19 protein-coding genes, 1 tRNA gene and 2 pseudogenes are annotated in these 20,763 nt (G+C 59.2%); 13 read left to right on the plus strand and 9 right to left on the minus strand.

From position 1 onward, the window contains the following. Window positions 1-2: 2 nt before the first annotated feature. Window positions 3-812, minus strand: coding sequence for an AraC family transcriptional regulator (locus BM017_RS00160; protein WP_092240539.1), 810 nt, complete (start codon window positions 810-812; stop codon window positions 3-5). A gap of 140 nt (window positions 813-952) precedes the next feature. Here BM017_RS00160 and BM017_RS00165 point away from each other — a divergent pair, with 140 nt between their 5' ends. Together BM017_RS00165 and ddlA are read left to right on the plus strand one after the other, a co-directional pair. Next, window positions 953-1,591, plus strand: a complete 639-nt coding sequence (locus BM017_RS00165; RefSeq protein ID WP_092240541.1) for a LysE family translocator — start codon at window positions 953-955, stop codon at window positions 1,589-1,591. Window positions 1,592-1,635: 44 nt separating this feature from the next. After that, the gene (gene ddlA, locus BM017_RS00170; protein WP_092240543.1) at window positions 1,636-2,730 is read left to right on the plus strand and encodes a D-alanine--D-alanine ligase; all 1,095 of its coding nucleotides are present in this window, start codon (window positions 1,636-1,638) and stop codon (window positions 2,728-2,730) included. On the opposite strand, the gene pgeF is transcribed toward ddlA, so the two are convergent. The 5 genes and pseudogenes from pgeF to BM017_RS00195 all read right to left on the minus strand — a co-directional run bounded on the left by pgeF (window position 2,720) and on the right by BM017_RS00195 (window position 7,124). Then, window positions 2,720-3,445: a peptidoglycan editing factor PgeF gene (gene pgeF, locus BM017_RS00175; RefSeq protein ID WP_092240545.1), complete on the minus strand. Its 726-nt coding sequence runs from the start codon at window positions 3,443-3,445 to the stop codon at window positions 2,720-2,722. The genes ddlA and pgeF overlap by 11 nt on opposite strands. A gap of 27 nt (window positions 3,446-3,472) precedes the next feature. Continuing rightward, entirely contained in the window at window positions 3,473-5,290 is a 1,818-nt protein-coding gene (gene ggt / locus BM017_RS00180) for a gamma-glutamyltransferase (RefSeq protein ID WP_092240547.1), read from the minus strand. Between the two features lie 36 nt (window positions 5,291-5,326). Beyond that, a pseudogene (locus BM017_RS00185) lies at window positions 5,327-6,114 on the minus strand (PhzF family phenazine biosynthesis protein). Between the two features lie 189 nt (window positions 6,115-6,303). Next, window positions 6,304-6,380 (minus strand) — tRNA-Met (locus BM017_RS00190). Window positions 6,381-6,572: 192 nt separating this feature from the next. Further along, window positions 6,573-7,124: an RNA polymerase sigma factor gene (locus BM017_RS00195; protein WP_092240549.1), complete on the minus strand. Its 552-nt coding sequence runs from the start codon at window positions 7,122-7,124 to the stop codon at window positions 6,573-6,575. A 261-nt stretch (window positions 7,125-7,385) separates the two neighbouring features. On the opposite strand from BM017_RS00195, the gene sctW reads away from it, so the two are divergent. Genes sctW through sctU form a run of 11 tightly spaced genes read left to right on the plus strand, consistent with a single transcriptional unit; the run spans window position 7,386 to window position 17,487 of the window. After that, entirely contained in the window at window positions 7,386-8,435 is a 1,050-nt protein-coding gene (gene sctW / locus BM017_RS00200; RefSeq protein ID WP_092240551.1) for a type III secretion system gatekeeper subunit SctW, read from the plus strand. Next, complete coding sequence (gene sctV / locus BM017_RS00205) at window positions 8,432-10,525, plus strand: type III secretion system export apparatus subunit SctV (RefSeq protein ID WP_092240553.1); 2,094 nt, start codon at window positions 8,432-8,434, stop codon at window positions 10,523-10,525. Before sctW ends, sctV begins: the two co-directional genes overlap by 4 nt. 10 nt (window positions 10,526-10,535) lie before the next feature. After that, window positions 10,536-11,435 carry an FHA domain-containing protein gene (locus tag BM017_RS00210; RefSeq protein ID WP_170856030.1) on the plus strand — a complete coding sequence of 300 codons (900 nt, stop codon included), beginning with the start codon at window positions 10,536-10,538 and terminating at the stop codon, window positions 11,433-11,435. After that, window positions 11,432-12,790 (plus strand): FliI/YscN family ATPase, encoded by a 1,359-nt coding sequence (locus BM017_RS00215; RefSeq protein WP_092240555.1) that lies wholly within the window; start codon window positions 11,432-11,434, stop codon window positions 12,788-12,790. The genes BM017_RS00210 and BM017_RS00215 overlap by 4 nt, the downstream gene beginning before the upstream one ends. After that, complete coding sequence (locus BM017_RS00220) at window positions 12,777-13,205, plus strand: type III secretion system stalk subunit SctO (RefSeq protein WP_092240557.1); 429 nt, start codon at window positions 12,777-12,779, stop codon at window positions 13,203-13,205. The genes BM017_RS00215 and BM017_RS00220 overlap by 14 nt, the downstream gene beginning before the upstream one ends. Continuing rightward, window positions 13,202-13,660: a type III secretion system HrpP C-terminal domain-containing protein gene (locus tag BM017_RS00225; RefSeq protein ID WP_092240559.1), complete on the plus strand. Its 459-nt coding sequence runs from the start codon at window positions 13,202-13,204 to the stop codon at window positions 13,658-13,660. The genes BM017_RS00220 and BM017_RS00225 overlap by 4 nt, the downstream gene beginning before the upstream one ends. Further along, window positions 13,657-14,673: a FliM/FliN family flagellar motor switch protein gene (locus BM017_RS00230; RefSeq protein WP_092240560.1), complete on the plus strand. Its 1,017-nt coding sequence runs from the start codon at window positions 13,657-13,659 to the stop codon at window positions 14,671-14,673. The genes BM017_RS00225 and BM017_RS00230 overlap by 4 nt, the downstream gene beginning before the upstream one ends. Continuing rightward, a complete protein-coding gene (gene sctR, locus BM017_RS00235) occupies window positions 14,670-15,323 on the plus strand; it encodes a type III secretion system export apparatus subunit SctR (protein WP_092240562.1) in 654 nt (217 codons plus the stop codon). Before BM017_RS00230 ends, sctR begins: the two co-directional genes overlap by 4 nt. Window positions 15,324-15,330: 7 nt before the next feature. Then, window positions 15,331-15,594 carry a type III secretion system export apparatus subunit SctS gene (sctS, locus tag BM017_RS00240; protein WP_065888055.1) on the plus strand — a complete coding sequence of 88 codons (264 nt, stop codon included), beginning with the start codon at window positions 15,331-15,333 and terminating at the stop codon, window positions 15,592-15,594. Window positions 15,595-15,604: 10 nt separating this feature from the next. After that, window positions 15,605-16,393 (plus strand): type III secretion system export apparatus subunit SctT, encoded by a 789-nt coding sequence (gene sctT, locus BM017_RS00245; RefSeq protein ID WP_092240564.1) that lies wholly within the window; start codon window positions 15,605-15,607, stop codon window positions 16,391-16,393. Further along, window positions 16,390-17,487, plus strand: coding sequence for a type III secretion system export apparatus subunit SctU (gene sctU, locus BM017_RS00250; RefSeq protein WP_092240566.1), 1,098 nt, complete (start codon window positions 16,390-16,392; stop codon window positions 17,485-17,487). The genes sctT and sctU overlap by 4 nt, the downstream gene beginning before the upstream one ends. Window positions 17,488-17,529: 42 nt before the next feature. Here sctU and BM017_RS00255 read toward each other — a convergent pair. The 3 genes and pseudogenes from BM017_RS00255 to sctC form a co-directional block, all read right to left on the minus strand. Beyond that, a pseudogene (locus tag BM017_RS00255) lies at window positions 17,530-17,812 on the minus strand (transcriptional regulator). 11 nt (window positions 17,813-17,823) lie between these two features. Beyond that, window positions 17,824-18,027 carry an HrpT family type III secretion system protein gene (gene hrpT, locus BM017_RS00260; protein ID WP_092240568.1) on the minus strand — a complete coding sequence of 68 codons (204 nt, stop codon included), beginning with the start codon at window positions 18,025-18,027 and terminating at the stop codon, window positions 17,824-17,826. Next, window positions 18,024-20,153, minus strand: a complete 2,130-nt coding sequence (sctC, locus tag BM017_RS00265; protein ID WP_092240570.1) for a type III secretion system outer membrane ring subunit SctC — start codon at window positions 20,151-20,153, stop codon at window positions 18,024-18,026. Before sctC ends, hrpT begins: the two co-directional genes overlap by 4 nt. Window positions 20,154-20,763 lie beyond the last annotated feature (610 nt).

Below are 20,763 nucleotides of genomic sequence, written 5' to 3' on the forward strand. Positions count from 1 at the left end.
AGTCAGCGCCCGAGCATCTTTACCCAGCGCGACGGCGGCATGCCGTAGGTGCTGCGAAACTGCCGGGTCATGTGGCTCTGGTCGGTGAAGCCGGCCGTCATCGCCGCGTCCACCAGCGATTGGCCCTGGGCCAGCAGGCTGCGCACCAGGTCCAGGCGGCGCATGGTCAGGTAGCGATAGGGGCTGGTGCCGAACAGCAGGCGAAAATCCCGCGACAAGGCCCAGCGGTCACGGCCGGCGTGGTCGGCCATTTCATCCAGGGTGATGCTGCGGCCCAGCGCACTGTGGATGAACTCCCGGGCGCGCTCGGCGGCCACGTAGTCGAAAGTCTTGCGGCTGATGATCCCGCCCGAGACGTTGTTCAGCGCATGGGCCAGGTCGAACAGGGCGTCCTGTTCCTGCAATGGGTCGATGGGGTTGTCCAGGTTCTGCAGCAGCACTTCGCTGGCGCGCAACAGCCTGGGGTCGGTAGACAGGCCGCCCGGGATAAACGGCAACGGCTTGCCGCCGAGAATCTGCTGGATCAGCGACGGCTCTACGTAAATCATCCGGTATTTGAAGCCCTCTTCACTGCCGGCGTGGCCGTCGTGGGTTTCATCGGGGTGAAGCACCATGGTTGTGCCCGGCACGCTGTGGATCATGTCGCCGCGGTAGTGAAAGCTCTGCACGCCCGTCAACGTACGCCCGATGGCGTAAGTGTCGTGGCGATGCGGGTCGAAGGCGAAGCCGGCAAAGTATGCCTCGATACGGTCCAGGCCACTGGCATGGGGCGCGCGGTGCAACCAGTCGAGGGTGGCGGTGGGTTTGCCCATGGTAAGGGGTCACAAAAAAGAGAGGGAAATACGTTAACCCAGTCTGCATCCCTTGTCTGCCGGGGTCTTGTACGATTGTGCAGGGCAGGGCAGAGGCCTATGATCGTCGCTCGTGCCTCGCGCTGATGGAGCTGCCCACCATGGATTTTCTCAACCCGGCCTATGTGACGCCCCTGGTTTCCCTGGCCTTGCTGTGGACCGTCGCGGTGGTCACGCCTGGCCCCAACTTTTTCAACACGGCGCAACTGGCCGCCAGCTGTTCGCGCCGTCATGGTGTGGTGGCATCGGCGGGAGTGGCCACGGGTACGATCATGTGGGGCCTGGCGGGTGGCCTGGGCATCAAGTCGCTGTTTACGGCGGCACCGATGCTGTATCTGGCGTTCAAGATCATCGGCGGCTGCTACCTGATCTACCTCGGGTTGAAACTGTTCAAGCGGTCTTCACCGAACATGAGCCAGAACGTGCTGCCGGATGACGCCCGGCGCTCGCTGTTTTCCGCGTGGCGCCTGGGGTTGCTGGGTAATCTGTCCAACCCCAAGGCCGCTTTGTTTGTTGCCACCATCTTCGCGTCAACCATGCCGCCTTCGCCGTCGCCGATGCTGCTGACCCTGGCGGTGATCACCATGGCCACCTTGTCGTTCAGTTGGTATTCCAGCGTGGCACTGGTGTTTTCCAGCGAACGCATGGCCACGCTCTACAGCCGGTCGCGCAAGTGGCTCGACCGCTTTGCCGGTGGCTGCTATGTGTTGTTCGGCGCACATCTGGTAGCGAATCGCTGACGGCCCGTGGTAAGAAGCCTTACGTTCAACAGTGAGGTCGGGTCATGAGCAAGGTGCGGGTAGGTATTATTTTTGGTGGCCGTTCGGCTGAGCACGAAGTGTCGTTGCAGTCGGCGCGCAATATCGTCGATGCGCTCGACCGCTCGCGCTTCGAGCCGGTGTTGATCGGTATCGACAAGGCCGGCCATTGGCACCTCAACGACACCTCGAACTTCCTGCTCAACCAGGAAAACCCGGCGTTGATCGCCCTCAACCAGTCCAACCGCGAACTGGCGGTGGTGCCCGGCAAGGCCAGCCAGCAATTGGTGGAGACTTCCGGCAGCGGCCTGCTGGAACATGTCGACGTGATCTTCCCCATCGTCCACGGCACCCTCGGCGAAGATGGTTGCCTGCAAGGCCTGTTACGTATGGCCGACCTGCCTTTCGTGGGTTCCGACGTGCTCGGTTCGGCGGTGTGCATGGACAAGGACATCAGCAAGCGCTTGCTGCGCGATGCCGGGATTGCCGTCACCCCATTCATCACCCTGACCCGCAGCAATGCGGCGCGTACTTCGTTTGAGGCCGCAGTGAACAAGATCGGCCTGCCGATGTTCGTCAAACCTGCCAACCAAGGCTCATCGGTGGGCGTGAGCAAAGTCGGCGACGAAGCCGAGTACCATGCTGCCGTTGAACTGGCCCTGGGCTTCGATGAAAAAGTGCTGCTCGAATCGGCGGTAAAAGGCCGCGAAATCGAATGCGCCGTGCTGGGCAATGATCACCCCATCGCCAGTGGTTGCGGCGAGATTGTGGTGAGCAGTGGTTTCTATTCCTACGACAGCAAGTACATCGACGACCAGGCCGCCCAGGTGGTGGTGCCGGCCGATATCAGTCATGACGCCAGCGAGCGTATTCGCCGGTTGGCCATTGAGGCTTTCGAGGTGCTGGGCTGTTCCGGCCTGGCACGGGTCGATGTGTTCCTTACCGACGATGGCGAGGTGTTGATCAACGAAATCAACTCACTGCCCGGCTTCACCCGCATCAGCATGTACCCCAAGCTGTGGCAGGCGGCGGGCATGAGCTACAGCGAACTGGTGAGCCGCCTGATCGAGCTGGCGCTGGAGCGGCATGCGGGGCGCAAGGGGTTGAAGATCAGTCGGTGATGCGAGCAATCCACGAATAAATCAGTGTCTTCACTTCCTCCGGGTGATGCGTCCTTCGGCGGTAGCTGGCAAAGGTGGGGGAGGTGCAGTAAGTGCACACCTCACTCACCTCGATTTGTTCACGCCGGATGCCGGCCGCTTGCAGCAACATCACGCCATACCCGCTCAAGTCAAACCACGCGCTTGCTGCTTGCCTGGCGTGGGGCGGTGCAATTTGCGCGGGCAATAACGGTGCGGGTTGCGCTGCGCTCCACGGCGCCCGCCCGGTTGCCCACAGGTGCTCCTGGTCAGCCTGGAACTGCGCAACAAACCCCTCGCTCACCTCATAGCAGCACGGTTTGATCGACGGTCCGATCGCCACGCGCAACTGGTCGACTGCAATCCCTTCGTCGGTAAAACGCTTGATTGCATTGGCGATGATCCCGCTTTGCAGCCCCTTCCATCCTCCATGCACCGCAGCGACCTTTTCGCCGTTCTGCGCGGCAATCAGAAGGGGCAGGCAGTCAGCGGTGATCACCGCGATGGGCTTGTGCTCACCTGTGCATACCCCGTCCGCTTCAACGGTATTGGGTACCTGGTCGGCTTGCCACTCGATCACTGAGGCGCTATGCACCTGCTTGCAGATGAACACCCCATCGGGGCGCAGCGGATCATTGATCGAACAAAAACCGTGGTCGACGCCAGGGATGGCGCCGAGATTATCTGCCTGTTGCACGAGCGCTTTCTCCGATGTTTGAAGTGTTCAGTCGCCGACCGCTTTGCCTTCACGCCGAGGGTCGGCGCCGCCACTGAGCGACACCTTGCCCTGGGCATCCCGCATGCGAACGATGGCCTGGATGCCGCTGGTCATATCGATCTCGCTCAGGGCATGGCCTCTGTCCTTGAGGGCCTGTTTCAGTGCAGGGCTGAACAGGCCGGTCTCCAGCTCGGTGGCACCATTGCGACTGCCGAAGTTCGGCAGGCTGATGGCCGCTTGCGGGTCAAGTTTCCAGTCAAGCATCGCCACCAGGGACTTGCTGACGTACTCGATGATTTGCGAGCCACCGGGCGAGCCGACCGTGGCCAGTAACTCGCCGCTGTTGCGATCGAACACCAGGGTCGGCGCCATCGCCGAGCGCGGGCGCTTGCCGGGCTCGATGCGGTTGGCCACCGGCTGGCCGTTTTCCTCGGGGATAAACGAGAAGTCGGTCATCTGGTTGTTGAGCAAGAAACCTTGCACCATCAGATGAGAGCCGAACGCCGCTTCCACCGTGGTGGTCATCGACACGGCGCCACCCTGGTCATCCACCGCCACCACTTGTGAGGTGGAGATGCGCAACGGCGAGCGGTCCGGCGCATAGGCCACCTGGATACCCGCTGGTACGCCCGGTTTGGCGATGCCCATGCTGCGCTCGCCGATCAAGGCGGCGCGCTTGGCCAGGTACTCCGGTGCGACGAGGCCCGCGACCGGCACGGGCACGAAGTCCGCGTCCGCGACGTAGAGGCCGCGATCAGCGAAGGCCAGGCGCCCGGCTTCGGCCAGCAGGTGCACGGCTTCGGGCGTTGGTTCAAGGCCGGCAGGCGATGCGCTTTTTACCGGAGGCATCGCCGCGATGTCCTGGGCTTTCAGGGCCTGCAAGGTGCCCAGGATTTGCGCGACGGCGATCCCGCCCGACGACGGCGGTGGCATGCCGCAGACTTTCCACTGCTTGTAATCGGTGCACAGTGGGGGGCGCTCCTTGGCTCTATAGCCTTTGAGGTCTGCCTGGGACAGGCTGCCCGCGTTGCGATGACCTTGCACCTTGCGTGCGATCTCATCGGCAATCGGCCCTTGGTACAGCGCGTCCGGGCCTTCCTTGGCGATGCGTTTGAACACATTGGCCAGCGCCGGGTTTTTCAACACGGTGCCGGTGGCTTTCGGTGTGCCATCGGCATTCAGGAAATACGCCGCCATATCTGGTGATTGCGGGATGTTATGGTCAGCCGCGATCAGGCTATGCAAGCGCGCAGAAATGGCGAAGCCCTGTTCCGCCAGGCGGATTGCCGGCTCGAACAACGTGGCCCAGTGCAACCGGCCAGTCTTCTTGTGCGCCATTTCGAGCGCGCGCAATACTCCAGGCGTACCGACTGAGCGTCCCCCAATCTGCGCCTCCGCAAACGCCATCGGTGTGCCGTCGCCCCTCAGGAACAAACGCTCGGTGGCCCCGGCCGGCGCGGTTTCACGGCCGTCATACGCGTGTACGTTTTTCCCGTCCCACACCATGATGAACGCGCCGCCGCCGATGCCGGAGGACTGCGGCTCCACCAGCGTCAACACTGCCTGCATTGCAATCGCCGCATCTATTGCCGAACCGCCCATGCGCAGCATCTCGCGTCCGGCTTCGGCTGCCAGCGGGTTGGCCGCCGCGGCCATATGGCGCTCGGCGTGTTGAGTCGTGAGGTCGGTGCGATAGCCGGAACCCAGCTCCGGTGCCGGAGGCTGTTGGTTGACCGGGGTATGGCAGGCAGCCAGGGTGAGGGCTGCGGCAATCACCGACAGTTGACGGCGGGAAATCGAAAACACGCGCTGAACTCCGTTCATTTTGAGAATGATCTGTTGTCCTTGGGGTAGTGCTTTTTACAGGTAAATCGTGCCTTGCAGGTAGAGCACCCCGTGGCCGGAAATGATCACGCGATCACGCGATCACCCTTGAGCTCGCAGCGCAGTTGGCCACGGCGCTTGCCGCCCTGTTCGGCGGTCAACCGGTTCTTGCCCAGGCGCTCAGCCCAGAATGGCGCCAATGAAGTGTGGGCCGAACCGGTCACCGGGTCTTCATTCACACCCACATTCGGCCCGAACCAGCGGGAGATAAAATCAAACCTCGCGCTTTGGGCCGTCACGGCGATGCCGCGTTTGGGCAGGCCCTTGAGGTGGGCGAAGTCTGGTGTCAGTGCGGCGACTTGCGCTTCGTCTTCCAGCAGTACGATGTAGTCATCAGTGCTGAACACGTCGGCCTGTTCAATGCCGAGCGCGCTCAACATGCCATCGGGCGGTTCGCAGGGTTGTGGTTGCTTGGCGGGGAAGTCCATCGACAGTTCATCACCATTGCGCGTCACCCGAAGTTCGCCGCTACGCGTGGCAAAGCGCAATACCTCTGGCGCGTCCGTCAGTTGGTGAATCAACACCCACGCCGCCGCAAGCGTGGCATGGCCGCACAGGTCCACTTCTATTTCGGGCGTAAACCAGCGCAATTCGTAGAATTCGCCGCGAGGTACAAAGTAGGCCGTTTCAGAGAGGTTGTTTTCGGCGGCGATGGCTTGCAGTTGCTCATCGCTGAGCCATTCGGTGAGCGGGCAGACTGCCGCGGGGTTACCGCCGAAGGGGGACTGGCTGAAAGCGTCGACTTGGTAGATGTCCAGTTTCACCGTGGAGCACTCCGTGCTTAGAGGGGAGGCTGGACACTAACAGCGGGTCAAGGGAGCGTCAAAATACAGATGGCGCCTTTTTTCGGGCGCAACTCTGGGCCGTAGGGGGAGGAGCGCTTCGAGTATGCCCCGCACTTTTCTCCAGGCATAAAAAAACGGCCTACCTTTCGGTAAGCCGTTTTTAGTACTTGGTGGCTACACAGGGACTTGAACCCCGGACCCCAGCATTATGAATGCTATGCTCTAACCAACTGAGCTATGTAGCCAAGTGGCGCGCATTATTCGCGTAGAACGGCAATGCGTCAAGTATTTATTTTGAATTTTTATCTACGCTTTCAACTGTTTAAGCGAAATTGCCGGATCGGGCGACGAGTGGTTCGCGATTCGCCCGCCTGCGCAGTCAGAAAAGCCTGATCGCGGTGGGCAGATATCCCTGCCGTCCAGCGCAACGTCTGATTTTAAGAACGCGTCGAGTTGTGAGTGGCGCGTTTAAGCTGTTCGCGCGCCCGAGAGAGGCGCGAGCGGACCGTGCCGATCGGAATCTCCAGTGCGTCGGCGGTCTCCTGGTAGCTACCGTCGGTTTCCAGTGAGGCGTAGAGCGTCTTGCGCATCTCTATGGGTAGGTGGTCGATGGCGCTCAAGGTTTTCTCCAGGCGTCGATTGATTTCAAATTCCCAGTCCAGATTGTGGTTGTCTTCCTGGCCGTGCCACAGCGACTCGTCGAATTCGCAATGCACGGGTTTGGCATACAAGCGCCTGAAGTGGTTGCGTATGAGGTTTTGCGCGATACCGCACATCCAAGTGCTGAGCGTGGCGTTCCCGCTGAAACGTTCACGGTTACGCCAGGCTTCCAGGTACGTCAATTGCAGCAGGTCGTCTGCATCTTCGGGGTTGAGTACGCGCTTGTGAATGAAGCGCCGAAGTTTTTTTTGCTGGTCGTCTGTCAGGTGAAGCATGAATTGAGGCGAGCTGCCAACCAGGTGCGCTAAAGCTTCAATAGGGATATTCATGGATTTTTCCTTGGAGTAGACGCAGTCGAAAGGTGTCGACGAGAACCCCATTTGCACTGGCTGTGCCAGGCGGAAAAATTTCATAATCTATTGATTTATATACATAAAAATTTTTTGTTGGCGCGCTTTTGTGCAAGTGCTTGCAGAAAGCGTTGAAGGCTTGTGCAAGTTTTTTCAAATGTGCAGTGGACCATTTGTTGATGGAACCGCTTTGGCTGCTTTTGCCACACAGGGAAATACTCTTCCTGTTCAGGTCCAGTCATGGTTGATTTCCCTTCCGAACTGCAAAAAATTCGCAACGAGGATCGGCCAAGTGTCAGTCATACCTCCACACCTACTGCAAGCCAGGTAGCCGATGACCTGGCTCTTCTGTTCAACGAGGAAGTGGGAGCCAGCAGCCGGGCACTGAATCGGCGGCAGCTCATCCTGCCTGTGGCTGCGGTTCAGTTGCTTAATCAGCTTTATGATCAATGGGGTCATCCCGCCAAGAAGACGTTGGCAATGGCCATATTGCAATTCAAGCAGCAGCTGCGAATGCTTGTCGGGGTTGAAAAGTTGCTGGGGCTTTGCGAGGGCGACCCCGCTCTCACCTTTATTGTGCTCAAGAATGTGGAAGCCCAGTCGGGCACCGAAGCAACCTTGGCACGCGATGCAATCATCAAGCTTGAGGCGCGTTTCAAAGGGGAGATCCAGGCAGGTCTGAATACTGCGGCTGCACTTCGGGCGGGATGTGCCGACCTGCAAGAGCGTCAGGCGCTGCGAATGCTCTATTACACCAACGTGGTTTCGCGCCAATCCCTGATGAAGATCCTGCAGGCACTGCTGGATGTATACGGTGACGAACGGTTTTCAAAAGGGCTCAAGGTGATGCAAAAAGCCTTGGCGGACGATATCGCGGCGAAGGTGTCATCATTGCCCTCGGCGCATTTGCGTACCTTGCTCCTGGGCCTGCAAAGCTGTTGGCAGTTGAGTGGAGTATTTGTCCTGTGCCAGGCATTGATCGAGCGTCTGAGGATAGAGCGCGTTACGTCGAAGCTGATGCAGCGCTTGTTGGGTTACACCACTACAGGCATCGACTCCCAGGAACTTCAACGACTGTTGGAGGAACTGGAAGCGGGCAGCCAACTCAGCCGCACCCTGATAGCCCTCAATGCCATTTACTCGGTATTCAACAAGTTCCCTCTGGCATTGTGGTTTGACAACCGGACGCGTGATCAGCTTCTGCACAACCTGTTGGTAAGAATGGGGGAACTCACGAAAATGGAGCGTGAGTACCTGCAAGCCACGGCAACGCCGGAGACTCTTGCGTGACTGCGCTTTCGGCCATCAACCGTTTTTTGCTGAAAGTCGCGCAGCGCGCCGAAGTGCTGGGCGCCGTGGTGGTGATGGCCGTCGTGTTCATTTTCATCGTGCCGCTGCCCACCTGGCTGGTGGACATCCTGATTGCGCTCAACATCTGTATCTCGTGCCTGTTGATCGTATTGGCGCTGTACCTGCCGGGGCCATTAGCGTTCTCATCGTTTCCGTCGATTCTGTTGCTGACCACTATGTTCCGCTTGGCGCTGTCGATTGCAACCACACGTCTGATCCTGCTGGAGCAGGACGCCGGTGAGATCGTCGAGGCCTTCGGCAATTTCGTGGTCGGCGGCAACCTGGCGGTGGGGATGGTGATCTTCCTGATCCTGACGCTGGTCAACTTTCTGGTCATCACCAAAGGCTCGGAGCGGGTGGCCGAGGTGGCTGCGCGTTTCAGCCTGGATGCCATGCCCGGCAAGCAAATGTCCATCGACAGCGACCTGCGTGCCGGCCTCATCGACGGCATGCAGGCAAGGGACAAGCGAGACCAGTTGTCTCGCGAGAGCCAACTGTTCGGGGCCATGGACGGTGCGATGAAGTTCGTCAAGGGCGACGCTATCGCCGGCCTGATCATTGTCGTGGTCAACCTGTTGGGCGGCTTCGCCACAGGCATGTTCCAGCATGGCTTGAGTGCTTCCGACTCTATCAGCCTGTATTCGGTGCTGACCATCGGCGACGGTCTGATTGCGCAGATCCCGGCGCTGCTGATTTCTCTCACCGCCGGCATGATCATCACCCGTGTGGCGCCGGATGGTCGCAAAGGCATCACGAACATGGGCGCCGAAATCGCCCGGCAGATGACGAGCGAACCCAAGAGCTGGGTGATCGCTTCGGTTGGGATGCTCGCCTTTGCGGCGGTGCCTGGCATGCCTACCGTGGTGTTTATCCTGATAGCGTTGGTCACTGGAAGCCTGGGGTATTACTTGATGCGCCAGCGCCAACGGCAGGAACAACCCAACGCTGGAGCCGAGGAAGCGGTGCGCCCCGAAGAGAATGGCCATGAGGATTTGCGTGGGTTCGACCCCACAAGGCCCTACCTGCTGCAGTTCTCTCCGGTGCTGCGCGGCACGCCCGAGGTGGCCGATCTTATTTATGCGATTCGCCAGGCGCGAAATGCGCTGGTCACCAATATCGGCCTCACATTGCCATCGTTCGAGGTGGAACTCGATGACACGCTGGCCGACGATGAAATGCGCTTTTGTGTGCATGAGGTGCCAATGGTCAGGGCATCGGTCGTCAGCCTGGTTGCAATTGAGCGCAAGGCATTCACCATTGAGCCTGCGCACGCCATAGCGGGGCAGGCGGAGCGCGATGAGCAGGATTGGCTCTGGGTGCCGCCGGATGATCCGTTGCTCGATGATCCGCAGTTGGAGCGCTTCACTGCAGCGAGCCTGATCGTAGAACGCATGAAGCAAGCCATGATGCTCAGCGGGCCGCAGTTCCTGGGGATTCAAGAGAGTAAGTCGATCCTCGGCTGGCTGGAGCACAACCAACCGGAATTGGTCCAGGAGCTCCAGCGGATCATGCCGCTGTCGCGGTTTTCGGCAGTGTTGCAACGCCTGGCCAGCGAAGGTGTGCCGTTGCGGGCGGTGCGGCTGATTGTCGAGTCACTGATCGAGTACGGCCAGCATGAGCGTGAACCGGAGGCGCTGGCCGACTACGCGCGCATTGCGCTCAAGGCACAGATCTACCATCAGTACAGGGAAGCAGACGGCCTGCACGCGTGGCTGCTGTCGCCGCAGAGTGAAAACATCCTGCGTGAGGCATTGCGCCAGACCCAGACCGGCGTGTTCTTCGCACTCGACGAAGAGCATAGCGCGGCGTTGGTCAACCTGCTCAATCAAGCCTTTTCCGTGCGCCCGAAATTCAAGAGCGTGATGCTGGTCGCGCAGGATTTACGCAGCCCTCTGCGTACCTTGTTGCTGGAAGAGTTCAACTACGTACCGGTGTTGTCCTTTGCCGAGCTGAGCAGCACCTCAAAGGTCAAAGTACTGGGGCGTTTCGACTTCGGTCAGCATGAGTTGATGCGTGGTGCTGTGGAATGAGGGCTTGATGATGTTTGAGTTACGCGTGCTTGATGGACTGCACCAGGGGGCAGCGCTGCCTTTGTTTGGGGAGCAGTGGAGCATCGGTGCTCACACCGACGCCGATCTGTTACTGCACGATCCTGGTATCGCCGAGCAGCATGCAAGGCTGAGGCTCATTGATGCGAACTGGTCGGTGCAGGCCGAGGCCGGGTTGTTGCGCGGGGCTGATGGTCAGGTGCTGGCTCAGATCGCGCGTCTGGCGCTCAACGATGTATTTTCAGTGGGAGGCGTGCGTCTGTGTGTCAGTCTGGCCGATGAGCCCTGGCCTCAATCACCCGCTCCTGCACCGGTAGCACCGCCCGCGCTCAATGAGCCGGCGCGGCAACTCAACTTGTCTACCATCTCCCACTCCCAGCAAAAGCGCCTGGTCAGCCTGGTGCTGGCGATAACGGTCATCTTCATCGTGGTGGGCATGGCCTACACCGGGGACCCGGAGGCCAAGGCGTCCTTGAGGCCGCCAGTGGTGCAGAAGCAGGCGTTGGCCTCACCGTTCGACGTGCGCCAACAGCTGTTGAAGATGCTCAACGAACGCGAGTTGAGCCAGCGCGTCAACTTGCAGGTGATCAATGGCCAGGTCGCGCTCGATGGCGACGTTTCCCAGGACGATGTAGAGCTGGTCGCACGCATGCTCAACCGTTTTGGCGAACAATACGACAGCGCGGTACCGGTGATCAGCCGTGTGCGCGCGCGCGATGGAGCCTTGCCGTTCAAGATTGTGCAGATTGTGGGAGGAGCCAATGGTCACGTCGTGCTGGAGGAAGGTAGCCGGCTGTTTGTTGGTGATGAAGTGGATGGCCTGCGCCTGGTGCTGATCGACAATGGCAAAGTGGTGTTCGACGGCGCGCAGCGTTATGAGGTGCGCTGGTGAGCACGGAAGTACAGGCGCGTCTCGACGCTTGGCACCAGCATCAGGTCCAGTCGTTGGCCGCCTTCGCGCCCGTGTCGATGCGTGGGCGGATCCAGCGTGTCAATGGCATGTTGCTGCAGTGCCGATTGCCCCAGGCGCGTATCGGGGATTTGTGCCAGGTGGAGAAAAGGCCAGGCGACTGCATGCTCGCCGAGATCATCGGTTTTGACCAGCAGGATGCCGTACTCAGCGCCTTGGGCAACCTGGAAGGTGTACAGGTGGGCGCTGGTGTCGAGCGCCTAGGGGTATCCCATCGGGTACGGGTCAGCGAGGCACTGCTGGGCCAGGTGCTGGACGGTTTCGGGCGGGCGATCGCGGGAGATGGGCCCAGCGCGTTTGTCGAAGCTGACTTGGCGGATACCAGCGCAGTCCTGTGTGAGGCGCCATTGCCCACCGAACGGCCACGGATCAACCGTGCACTGGCAACCGGTGTTCGCTCGATCGATGGTTTGCTGACGCTGGGCGAAGGACAGCGTGTAGGACTGTTCGCGGGGGCAGGGTGTGGCAAAACAACCCTGTTGGCCGAAATCGCCCGTAACGTGGAGTGCGACGTCATCGTGTTTGGCCTGATCGGCGAACGGGGTCGCGAACTGCGCGAGTTTCTTGATCATGAGCTCGATGCACAACTGCGTGCCAAGGCGGTGCTGGTGTGTGCCACGTCCGATCGTTCCAGCATGGAGCGAGCACGTGCAGCATTTACGGCGACCGCGCTGGCTGAAGGTTTTCGCCGCAAGGGCAAGCGTGTGTTGCTGCTGATCGATTCCCTGACCCGTTTTGCCAGGGCCCAGCGTGAAATCGGCCTGGCGGCTGGCGAACCCCTTGGTCGCGGCGGCCTTCCTCCTTCTGTCTACAGCCTGTTGCCGCGGCTGGTAGAGCGCGCCGGGTTAACAAATGAGGGCGTGATCACGGCGATCTATACGGTGCTGATCGAGCAGGACTCCATGAACGACCCGGTGGCTGATGAAGTTCGCTCGTTGCTCGATGGTCATATCGTGCTGTCCCGTAAGTTGGCCGAGCGTGGGCACTATCCTGCGGTCGATGTGCTGGCGAGCTTGTCGCGGATCTTGAGCAACGTCGCCGAGCCTGCGGATATCCAGGCGGGTACTGCGTTGCGACGTTTGTTGTCGGCGTATCAGCAGATCGAGCTGATGCTCAAGCTGGGGGAGTACCAGTCTGGAAGTGATGCCCTGACCGACCTTGCCGTGGAGAGTCGCCAGGCTGTCGATGGTTTCTTGCGCCAGGACTTGCGTGAGCCTTCGCCGATGACCGCGACACTGGATCAACTCAAGGAGCTGACTGCCTATGTCCCATTCTGATGTGCTGCTCGGTGAAGTCGAGACGCTGCGACGCCTGCGCCGCCACCGAGCGGACCGGGCAGAGCGTGCCTTGCGTGAGGCCAAGCGGGCCCAACAGGCGCTGTTTGCGCATATCCGGCAGGCCGAGGATGCACTTGAGCAGACTCGGCAGGAGGAGGCTCGACGAAGTACTCAATTGCTCGATCAGCATCAGGGTCAGGTATTGACCCTTAAGGCCCTGAAATCCTGGAGTGCTCAGGAGCGCTCGTTGTCCGCCACTACCCGCAGAGAAATGGGGCAATTGGCGGCATTGCAAGACCAGCGGGAAGACAAGCAAGCCCGCGTTGGCACTGCTCAGAAAAAGGTGACCGATTGCCTGCGACAGGTGGAAAAACTCCAGGAACTATCTCTTTTACTGGCACAGGAGCCAACATGAACCAGGTATCAGACAAACCTGCTGAACGCCCACGCTCGAATGAGTCACGAGAGGAACGAGAGCCGGGAACTGCGGGCGTGGTGCCGGCGGAATTGACGCGGTTGTTCGCCCAGTTCTGGGCCGGTGACGATGAGGGGGCAGGCGATCGAGGTTCCCTGCGGGGAACAAAAGCCTCGGGCGGCACGGCCATGATTGAGGCGCTGACCGAGCAACTGGTGCCTCGTCTGCAGGCCACTTCGCAGTGGCCGCTCCAAGCTGTGTTGTACTTGCCCCGCCTGGGGCGGATCAACGCCAGTGTGCGCCGCGAACAGAGTAGCTGGAGTATCGATCTGGAAGCGCAAGAGGAGGCGACCGCACGCTGGCTTAGCGGCGTACGGCAACAGTGTGAAGATCGGTTTGCACTGACGCTGGGGCGGTCGGTCAGCCTGTCTCTACCTACTATCGGCAGCACATGATAGTGCCGCTTTTGACATTACCTTCGATCAACGGCGACATAGCTGCTGCGCGACGTCGACTGGGACGCGGCATGAGCTTGGTGTTCCATGTGGCCGGGCAGGCAGGTCAGATGCTGCTCGAACCTGGACGTGCTCCCGCCGGTGGCCAGGCGATGTTCTTCGAAACCGCGTGTGGCGTGCTGGCTCTCGCTGAAGCTGGGCCGTTGCTCAGCCTGCTGGGTGAATGCCCCGTGACGTTAGCCCCCTCCGGCAACGATCCGGATTCCTGGTTTTGGGCGTTGTTCCAGTTTTACCTGAGCCCTCAGGTGAAAGCCGTGTTGGGCTATGTGCGATTGCTGGAGGCCGAACAACTCCCCAAGGCGTTTGGCTGCCGGCTCAGTGTGGCCCTGGGTAAAGCCCGGGTCGAAGGGTATGTGTGGCTGGCTCCCGAGAGTTTTCTGGTGTTGTGCGACGCCGGCCCATGGCGCGCCACGGCCCGACCGATGCCCGCGTCGTTTCGGTTGACCATTGCAGTGACCCTGGGGCGCCTGCAGTTGCCGATCGCCCAGGTACGCAGCCTGCGCACTGGTGATGTGCTGGTGCTTGAGCAGAGCTTCTTTGTGGCCGAGGGCAGCGGCTACCTACAGGTTGGCACACAGCGACTGTATGGGCGCATTGACGATGACAGCGGGCCGTTAGGCCTGACCCTTACTTCAATTGAGGAGACGTCTGTGGACGAAGAATATCTAGCCCCCGACTACGCTGGGGATGAGGGTGATGAGCCTGTGATGGACGTATTCGGTCACGAGCCGTTCGACGAACTGAGCATGGCGCTGAACGTGCGCTGCGGCACGTTGAACTTGACCCTGGGCGAGTTGCGTAACCTCGCGCCGGGCGCGGTGCTGGGCATCGCCGGTTATGCGCCAGGCATGGCTGGCCTCTATTATGGCGATCGACCGATTGGCCAGGGACAGTTGGTTGAAGTCGACGGGCGTCTGGGCTTGCAGTTATCCCGTGTGATGTTCGGCCGATGATACTTCAGGGGTTGGACCCCTTAGTCCTGGCGGTCTTTTTAGCGGCATTGTCATTGATGCCCATGCTGTTGATCGTCTGCACGGCGTTCCTGAAGATCGTGATAGTGCTGATGATCACCCGTAACGCCATTGGTGTGCAGCAGGTGCCGCCGGGCATGGCCATCAATGGCATCGCGCTCGCAACCACGCTATTTATCATGGCGCCGGTGGGGTATGAAATAGCTGAGAACATCAAAGCCGCACCGCTGGACCTGAGCAATGTGCAGACGCTTCTGCAGACGGGAAGTGAAGCGATTAAACCGTTGCGTGCCTTCATGTTGCGTAACGTCGACCCGGATGTGCTGACACATCTGCTGGAAAACACGTCACGTCTGTGGCCCGCTCAACTGGCCCGGGAGGTGCAACGCGAAGACTTGATTCTGTTGATCCCGGCGTTTGTGCTGTCGCAACTGCAGGCGGGGTTCGAGATCGGCTTCCTGATCTATATCCCCTTCATTGTCATCGACTTGATTGTCTCCAACCTACTGTTGGCGTTGGGCATGCAAATGGTCTCGCCGATGACCATTTCCTTGCCGCTCAAATTACTGTTGTTCGTGATGGTGTCCGGTTGGTCACGGTTGCTTGACAGTCTGTTCCTCTCCTATCTCTGAGTGGCTTATGGAACCCATTGTGCTGTTCAAGCAGGGCATGCTGTTGGTGGTTGTTCTATCGGCACCGCCGTTGATCGTGGCGGTGGTGGTGGGCGTGATGACGTCTCTGGTACAGGCGTTGATGCAGGTGCAGGACCAGACGTTACCCTTCGGCATCAAGCTGGTGGCGGTGGGTATCACGTTGATCATGACCGGCCGCTGGATTGGCGTGGAGCTGATCCAACTGATCAACCTGACCTTTGACATGATCGGCCGATCGGCCCTGAACTGAGACTCTGCCCGTGCTGCTGTATCTCGAGTATTTGCCCAGCCTTTTGGTCGGCATGGCGCGTATCTACCCCTGTGGCATCCTGGTGGCGGCGTTCTGTTTTCAGCATATAAAGGGCATGCCGCGGCATACCATCGTGATGGTCCTGGCATTGATACCTGCACCGGGTATTCATGCGGCGCTGGCAGGTCAGGATTATTCCGCGATGCTGCTGAGTGCGCTGGTGCTCAAGGAGGTGGCCCTGGGGATTCTGATGGGTGTGCTGCTGTCGATGCCGTTCTGGATGTTTGAGTCAGTGGGGGCGTTGCTCGATAACCAGCGCGGCGCTTTGGCCGGTGGGCAGCTCAACCCATCGCTGGGGCCGGATGCGACGCCGATCGGACACTTGTTCAAGCAGCTGGCGATTTTTCTGCTGATGGTGAGCCTGGGGTTGGGCACGCTGACCCAAGTGATCTGGGACAGTTACCTGATCTGGCCACCCACGGTGTGGTTCCCGCTGCCGGCGGCAAATGGCATGAGCGTATTCATCGACCTGTTGGGCGACACCTTTAGGCACATGATGCTCTACGCTGCACCGTTTATTGCGGTGCTGTTGTTGCTGGAGTTCGGCATCGCGCTACTTGGGGTTTACAGCCAGCAGTTACAAGTGAGTACGTTGGCACCACCGGTCAAGAGCCTGGCGGGAATAGGTATCCTCTTGCTCTACTTTGCGCTGTTGCAGGACCTGATCATCGGGCGCATGGGGTTGTTGGGCGATCTTAAACACTCGTTGAGGCTGCTGATCAAGGTCGCCATCCCATGAGTGATTCCGGCGAAAAAAAGCACCCGGCGTCAGCCAAGAAACTGCGTGACCAGCGTAAGAAAGGCCAGGTCGCCCAAAGCCAGGATGTGTCAAAGCTGCTGGCGTTGACGGCCATCAGCGAGATTGCCCTGTTCACTGCCGAGACTAGCCTGCAACGCTTCCAGCAACTGATGCTGCTGCCGATATCACGTTTGACTCAGCCTTTTGTGCGAGCGTTGGAGGAGGTGCTGCTTGAAGGGATGGTGGTGTTTTTCTCATTCGCTCTGCTGATGGCCGCAATGGCAATTACCACCAAGCTGATCAGCAGTTGGATGCAGTTCGGGATGCTGTTTGCACCAGAGACCCTGAAGCTGGATTTCAACCGCCTCAATCCGCTCAGTCAAGTCAAGCAAATGTTCTCTGCCCAACAGTTGATGAACCTACTGATGAGCATCGTGAAAGCCTGCCTTATCGCTTTGATTCTGTATGTGGTGATCTGGCCCTCATTGGGTACGCTGATCAACTTGGCTACCAGTGATCTGCAAAGTTACCTACTGGCATTGATAGCGCTGTTTCGCCACTTGCTGCATGCCTGCCTTGGCATGCTGCTGGTACTGGCGCTTATCGACTTCGTCATGGTGAAGCACTTCTTCGCCAAGCGCATGCGCATGACCCAGGTCGAGGTGGTCAAAGAGTACAAGGAGATGGAGGGCGACCCTCACGTCAAAGGCCAGCGGCGTTCACTGGCGTATCAATTGGCTCAGGAAGAACCCAAGGTCAAACTGCCCAAACTGGAAGAGTCCGACATGCTGGTGGTCAACCCGACGCACTTTGCAGTCGCCTTGTACTACCGCCCAGGTAAAACGCCGCTGCCCTTGCTGGTCAGCAAAGGCACGGATGCTGAGGCCCGCCAACTGATCCAGCGCGCCAAGGCGGCTGATGTGCCGGTGATCCAATGTGTATGGCTGGCTCGCACGCTCTACACGAATAAGCTGGGAGCAAGCATCCCTCGCGAGACCTTGCAGGCGGTGGCGCTGATTTACCGCACCTTGCGCGAACTCGATGATGAAGCCAAGCGCGAAACCCTCGAACTGCCGGAGCTTGAACGCCGTTGATCAGCGGCTTGAGCCAATGTCCAAGGCTTGCAGGTTGGCCAGTTAAAGCATCCGGCTAAGGATTCTGTCCAGCGTGCTGTGGGTTGCAGGCAGTGCGTGCCAGATCACCAGCGTGTACTGGGCGTCTAGGTAAACAAAACACCCATCGAATGCCAGTGCCTGCTCAAAGCGTCGCTCCGACACGGGTTGCAATTGGCCGGCCTGCAAGGCAATGCCGGGGCGGTTCCCTGCGCGCAGTGCACACACTACCGGGTACAAGGGTCTGGTGAGTGGCAGAGCCACTCACCAGACTGTCCAGAAACACCTGGCGTTGATCGTCAGGCATTTCCTGGCGACTCATCGTTCCAGCGACACCGTCTGGTAGTCCGGGCGCTCGCCGGCGGGGCCGGGTTCGGCGCGCATGGATGACGGCCACCAGATCACCATCTGGTCCTTGGTCGATTGCGGGCGTGAGCACGAATCGCCTTTGCAGGTGGGCGTACAGCCGCTGACGAGCAATGCCAGGCCGATCAAGATGACGCATAACGGGCTGTGTTTCATGGTTGGGCCTTCTGAGCTGGAGTGATCAAGGAAGGGCGGGGTACGCTGAGGTGTTCATCCTTCACCACGGTGCGCATGGCGATAAACACTTCGGCCTCTTCACCTGGCTTGAGCCACGCACGCGGCCATACGGTGACCGCCAGGGTCTGCGCGGTGCTGCACTCTTTCTCGTCGATACGTACGTTACGTTTGAACTGGTTGCGCAACACCACCACCGCTACGTTGAATTCCGGGCCTGCGTACCATTGGCTGCGTCCGGTATTCAGCGCGAGCAAATCTCGGGTGCTGCATAAAGTGTTCAGTCCCAGGGGCATCGGTGCCGCCTTGAAAGGTTTGGGCACTTCCCCACTGACCAGATGTGCCAGGGTAGTAATGATGTCACTGCGTTTTACTACCGGTTGATGGGGGGAGTAGCGCCTTGCCAGCGGTGCGAGGGCGGCTTGCAGTTCGGCTTGGTCAGCTTGTGGCAAGTAACGCGACGGATCGTCCTGGTCGCCGATAACCCGTGGGGTGAGGATGAACAAGCGTTCGCGCCGATTGTTCTGGCGTTCTGTCGAGGAGAATAACGCTTTGCCCAACAGTGGGATATCGCCCAGGAGGGGAATCTTGCTTTGCTTGTCGGCACTTTCAGTGACCTGGAAACCGCCAACCACCAGCGAGCGCTTTTCCGCCATTACGGCTTGGGTGCTGACCTTGCCCCGGCGGACATCAAGGTGGTTGGGGTCAGGGTTGGACTCGTCGAAATTGCCATCTTCAATGTCCACTGCCAAATGGATCTGGTGACTGCCGCGACTGGTGGTAACCCTGGGGACCACCTGGAAGCTGGTGCCCACGGTGACCGGCAAAATTGTTGCGTATTCAGTGCCACGACTGAGGTACTGGGTGCGGTTGAAGTCGATTACCGCTGGTTGGTTTTCCAGGGTGAGCACTGAAGGGTTCGAGACCATGGTTGCCAGTCCCTTTGTTTCCAACGCGCGGATATCGGCGTAGAAACGGTCACGGTTCTTAATCGACAATTGCGATGAGGTACCGGGTGCCATGTTGACCTTGAAGCGGCTGTTCTGGAAGCCCCAGTTCACCCCGAATTCGCGCAACTGCGTACGATCGATATCGAGAATGATCGCATCGATTTCGATCAGCTTGCGCGCGACGTCGAGCTGGTTGATTAGCTCGCGGTACATGGCCTGGCGTTCAGGCAAGTCATAAATCAGCACAGCGTTGTTGCGCACATCGGCTTCGACGCGTATTCGGCCGCCGGATACCGGTGCTCGTGGGGGCAGCGCCGGCCCTGCGTCCACTTGCCCTGTGTTGCCGTTTGCACCGAGCATTTGGCCCAGCAGCGGGTTGCCCAGCCGAGGTACGTTTGGCGTGATAAAAGCAGGCTGGTGCGTGGGGCGTTGGCTCAGGGCGGAGAGTGCTGAGCCAGAACGTGGTTCCAGCAACCCTCGTAAAATGCTGGCGACGCCGAGGATGTTGAGTTTTTCGCCGCGATAGTCCACTTGGCGATCAGCTGCGTTGGCGAACTTCAGCGGGTAACTCAGTACGCTCTGTTTTTCATCCGCTGAGCGGCGTTGACTGCTGAACTGCTTGATCTGTTCGATGTAGCGCTTGGGGCCGGAGACAAGTACCACGCCATCTTCCGGTAATTCTCCCCAGCCGAAACGGCTATCGAGCAGTCCGATATCAGTCAGCGCCTGCTTGAGGTCGCTGATCGTTTCCGACGAGACTTCCAGGCGCGCGGAGTCCTGTTGGTCCAGCGTGCTGATGTAGAGGGTGTTGTTGTAGAGATACCACTGAAAGCGATGCTCAATCCCTAGTCTGTCCAGCAGTGACTGAGGAGTATTCGCGCGGATCTTGCCGTTGACGTTGCCTTCCAGCAGGCCTTCGATTTGCAATTGAGTACCGAAGGTTTGGGCGAAGTCCTCGAGTACGTCTCGTAGGGGTTTGTGCTCCGCCTCGTAGGCGTAGGCGGTATTTTTCCATTCTGCGGGAACGGCAGCCAACGTGCTGCTTAGCGGGATCAATAGCGAGCAAAGCAGGCAAAGGCTGCACCAAAGGGCGCATTTTGATAAAACGCCGGACGAATAAAAACGCAGACTCCTGCGCTCGCGGGTCTTGTTATTCATGGAAAGTGCTCTGGTTAGTACAACTGTGAACGTAGTGGGAAGGGCTTGACGCTCAGGGAGGGGCGCCCAAGACGTGCGAAGATGGCTCGCCATGTATCGCGCTGATTGAGCAAGGCGACCACACGGTTGAGCACATGCGCCTCATCAGTTCGCCTTTCAGACGCTGAGTAAGCCATAGCGCACCCGTGTTTCGATTCTGAGCCAGTGCCCGCTGGAAATGCGCGAGATTGGCGGTACCCAGGCGCGCCCAATACTGTAGAGCGACGCCGTCAGTTCGAGTTGAAGTCAGTTCGGCGCCAAGCAACAGAACGTTTGTCTGATTGGTCAAGGTGACGTCACCGTCCTCTTCAAATAATGTCATTTGTTCTTCTTTGTTGCACAGCCAGTTGCCAATTGAATGGTTCATTTACGTGAAAAAATCAATGGTAGTTTTGAGTGACTGATTGACAAGTTTTGCGTGATCCTGATCAAACGAATTGGCCATCTCTTTGTTAAGTGCCAACCTGAAAAAAAGTTCGCCATCCCAATTGTCGGGTGACGCTTCACTGAAAAAAGACTTGAATTCCTTGTCAGCGTTCTTCCGGATTCTTGTAACTTCTGAAGTGAAGGT

It is taken from the genome of Pseudomonas sp. NFPP04, from assembly GCF_900113815.1.
Taxonomy (GTDB): Bacteria; Pseudomonadota; Gammaproteobacteria; order Pseudomonadales; family Pseudomonadaceae; genus Aquipseudomonas; species Aquipseudomonas extremorientalis.

Coding starts and splice junctions, on each gene's coding strand:
- BM017_RS00160 (WP_092240539.1), bottom strand. CDS start 812: ATGGGCAAACCCACCGCCACCCTCGACTGGTTGCACCGCGCGCCCCAT.
- BM017_RS00165 (WP_092240541.1), top strand. CDS start 953: ATGGATTTTCTCAACCCGGCCTATGTGACGCCCCTGGTTTCCCTGGCC.
- ddlA (WP_092240543.1), top strand. CDS start 1,636: ATGAGCAAGGTGCGGGTAGGTATTATTTTTGGTGGCCGTTCGGCTGAG.
- ggt (WP_092240547.1), bottom strand. CDS start 5,290: ATGAACGGAGTTCAGCGCGTGTTTTCGATTTCCCGCCGTCAACTGTCG.
- BM017_RS00195 (WP_092240549.1), bottom strand. CDS start 7,124: ATGAATATCCCTATTGAAGCTTTAGCGCACCTGGTTGGCAGCTCGCCT.
- sctW (WP_092240551.1), top strand. CDS start 7,386: ATGGTTGATTTCCCTTCCGAACTGCAAAAAATTCGCAACGAGGATCGG.
- BM017_RS00210 (WP_170856030.1), top strand. CDS start 10,536: ATGTTTGAGTTACGCGTGCTTGATGGACTGCACCAGGGGGCAGCGCTG.
- BM017_RS00220 (WP_092240557.1), top strand. CDS start 12,777: ATGTCCCATTCTGATGTGCTGCTCGGTGAAGTCGAGACGCTGCGACGC.
- BM017_RS00225 (WP_092240559.1), top strand. CDS start 13,202: ATGAACCAGGTATCAGACAAACCTGCTGAACGCCCACGCTCGAATGAG.
- BM017_RS00230 (WP_092240560.1), top strand. CDS start 13,657: ATGATAGTGCCGCTTTTGACATTACCTTCGATCAACGGCGACATAGCT.
- sctR (WP_092240562.1), top strand. CDS start 14,670: ATGATACTTCAGGGGTTGGACCCCTTAGTCCTGGCGGTCTTTTTAGCG.
- sctS (WP_065888055.1), top strand. CDS start 15,331: ATGGAACCCATTGTGCTGTTCAAGCAGGGCATGCTGTTGGTGGTTGTT.
- sctU (WP_092240566.1), top strand. CDS start 16,390: ATGAGTGATTCCGGCGAAAAAAAGCACCCGGCGTCAGCCAAGAAACTG.
- hrpT (WP_092240568.1), bottom strand. CDS start 18,027: ATGAAACACAGCCCGTTATGCGTCATCTTGATCGGCCTGGCATTGCTC.
- sctC (WP_092240570.1), bottom strand. CDS start 20,153: ATGAATAACAAGACCCGCGAGCGCAGGAGTCTGCGTTTTTATTCGTCC.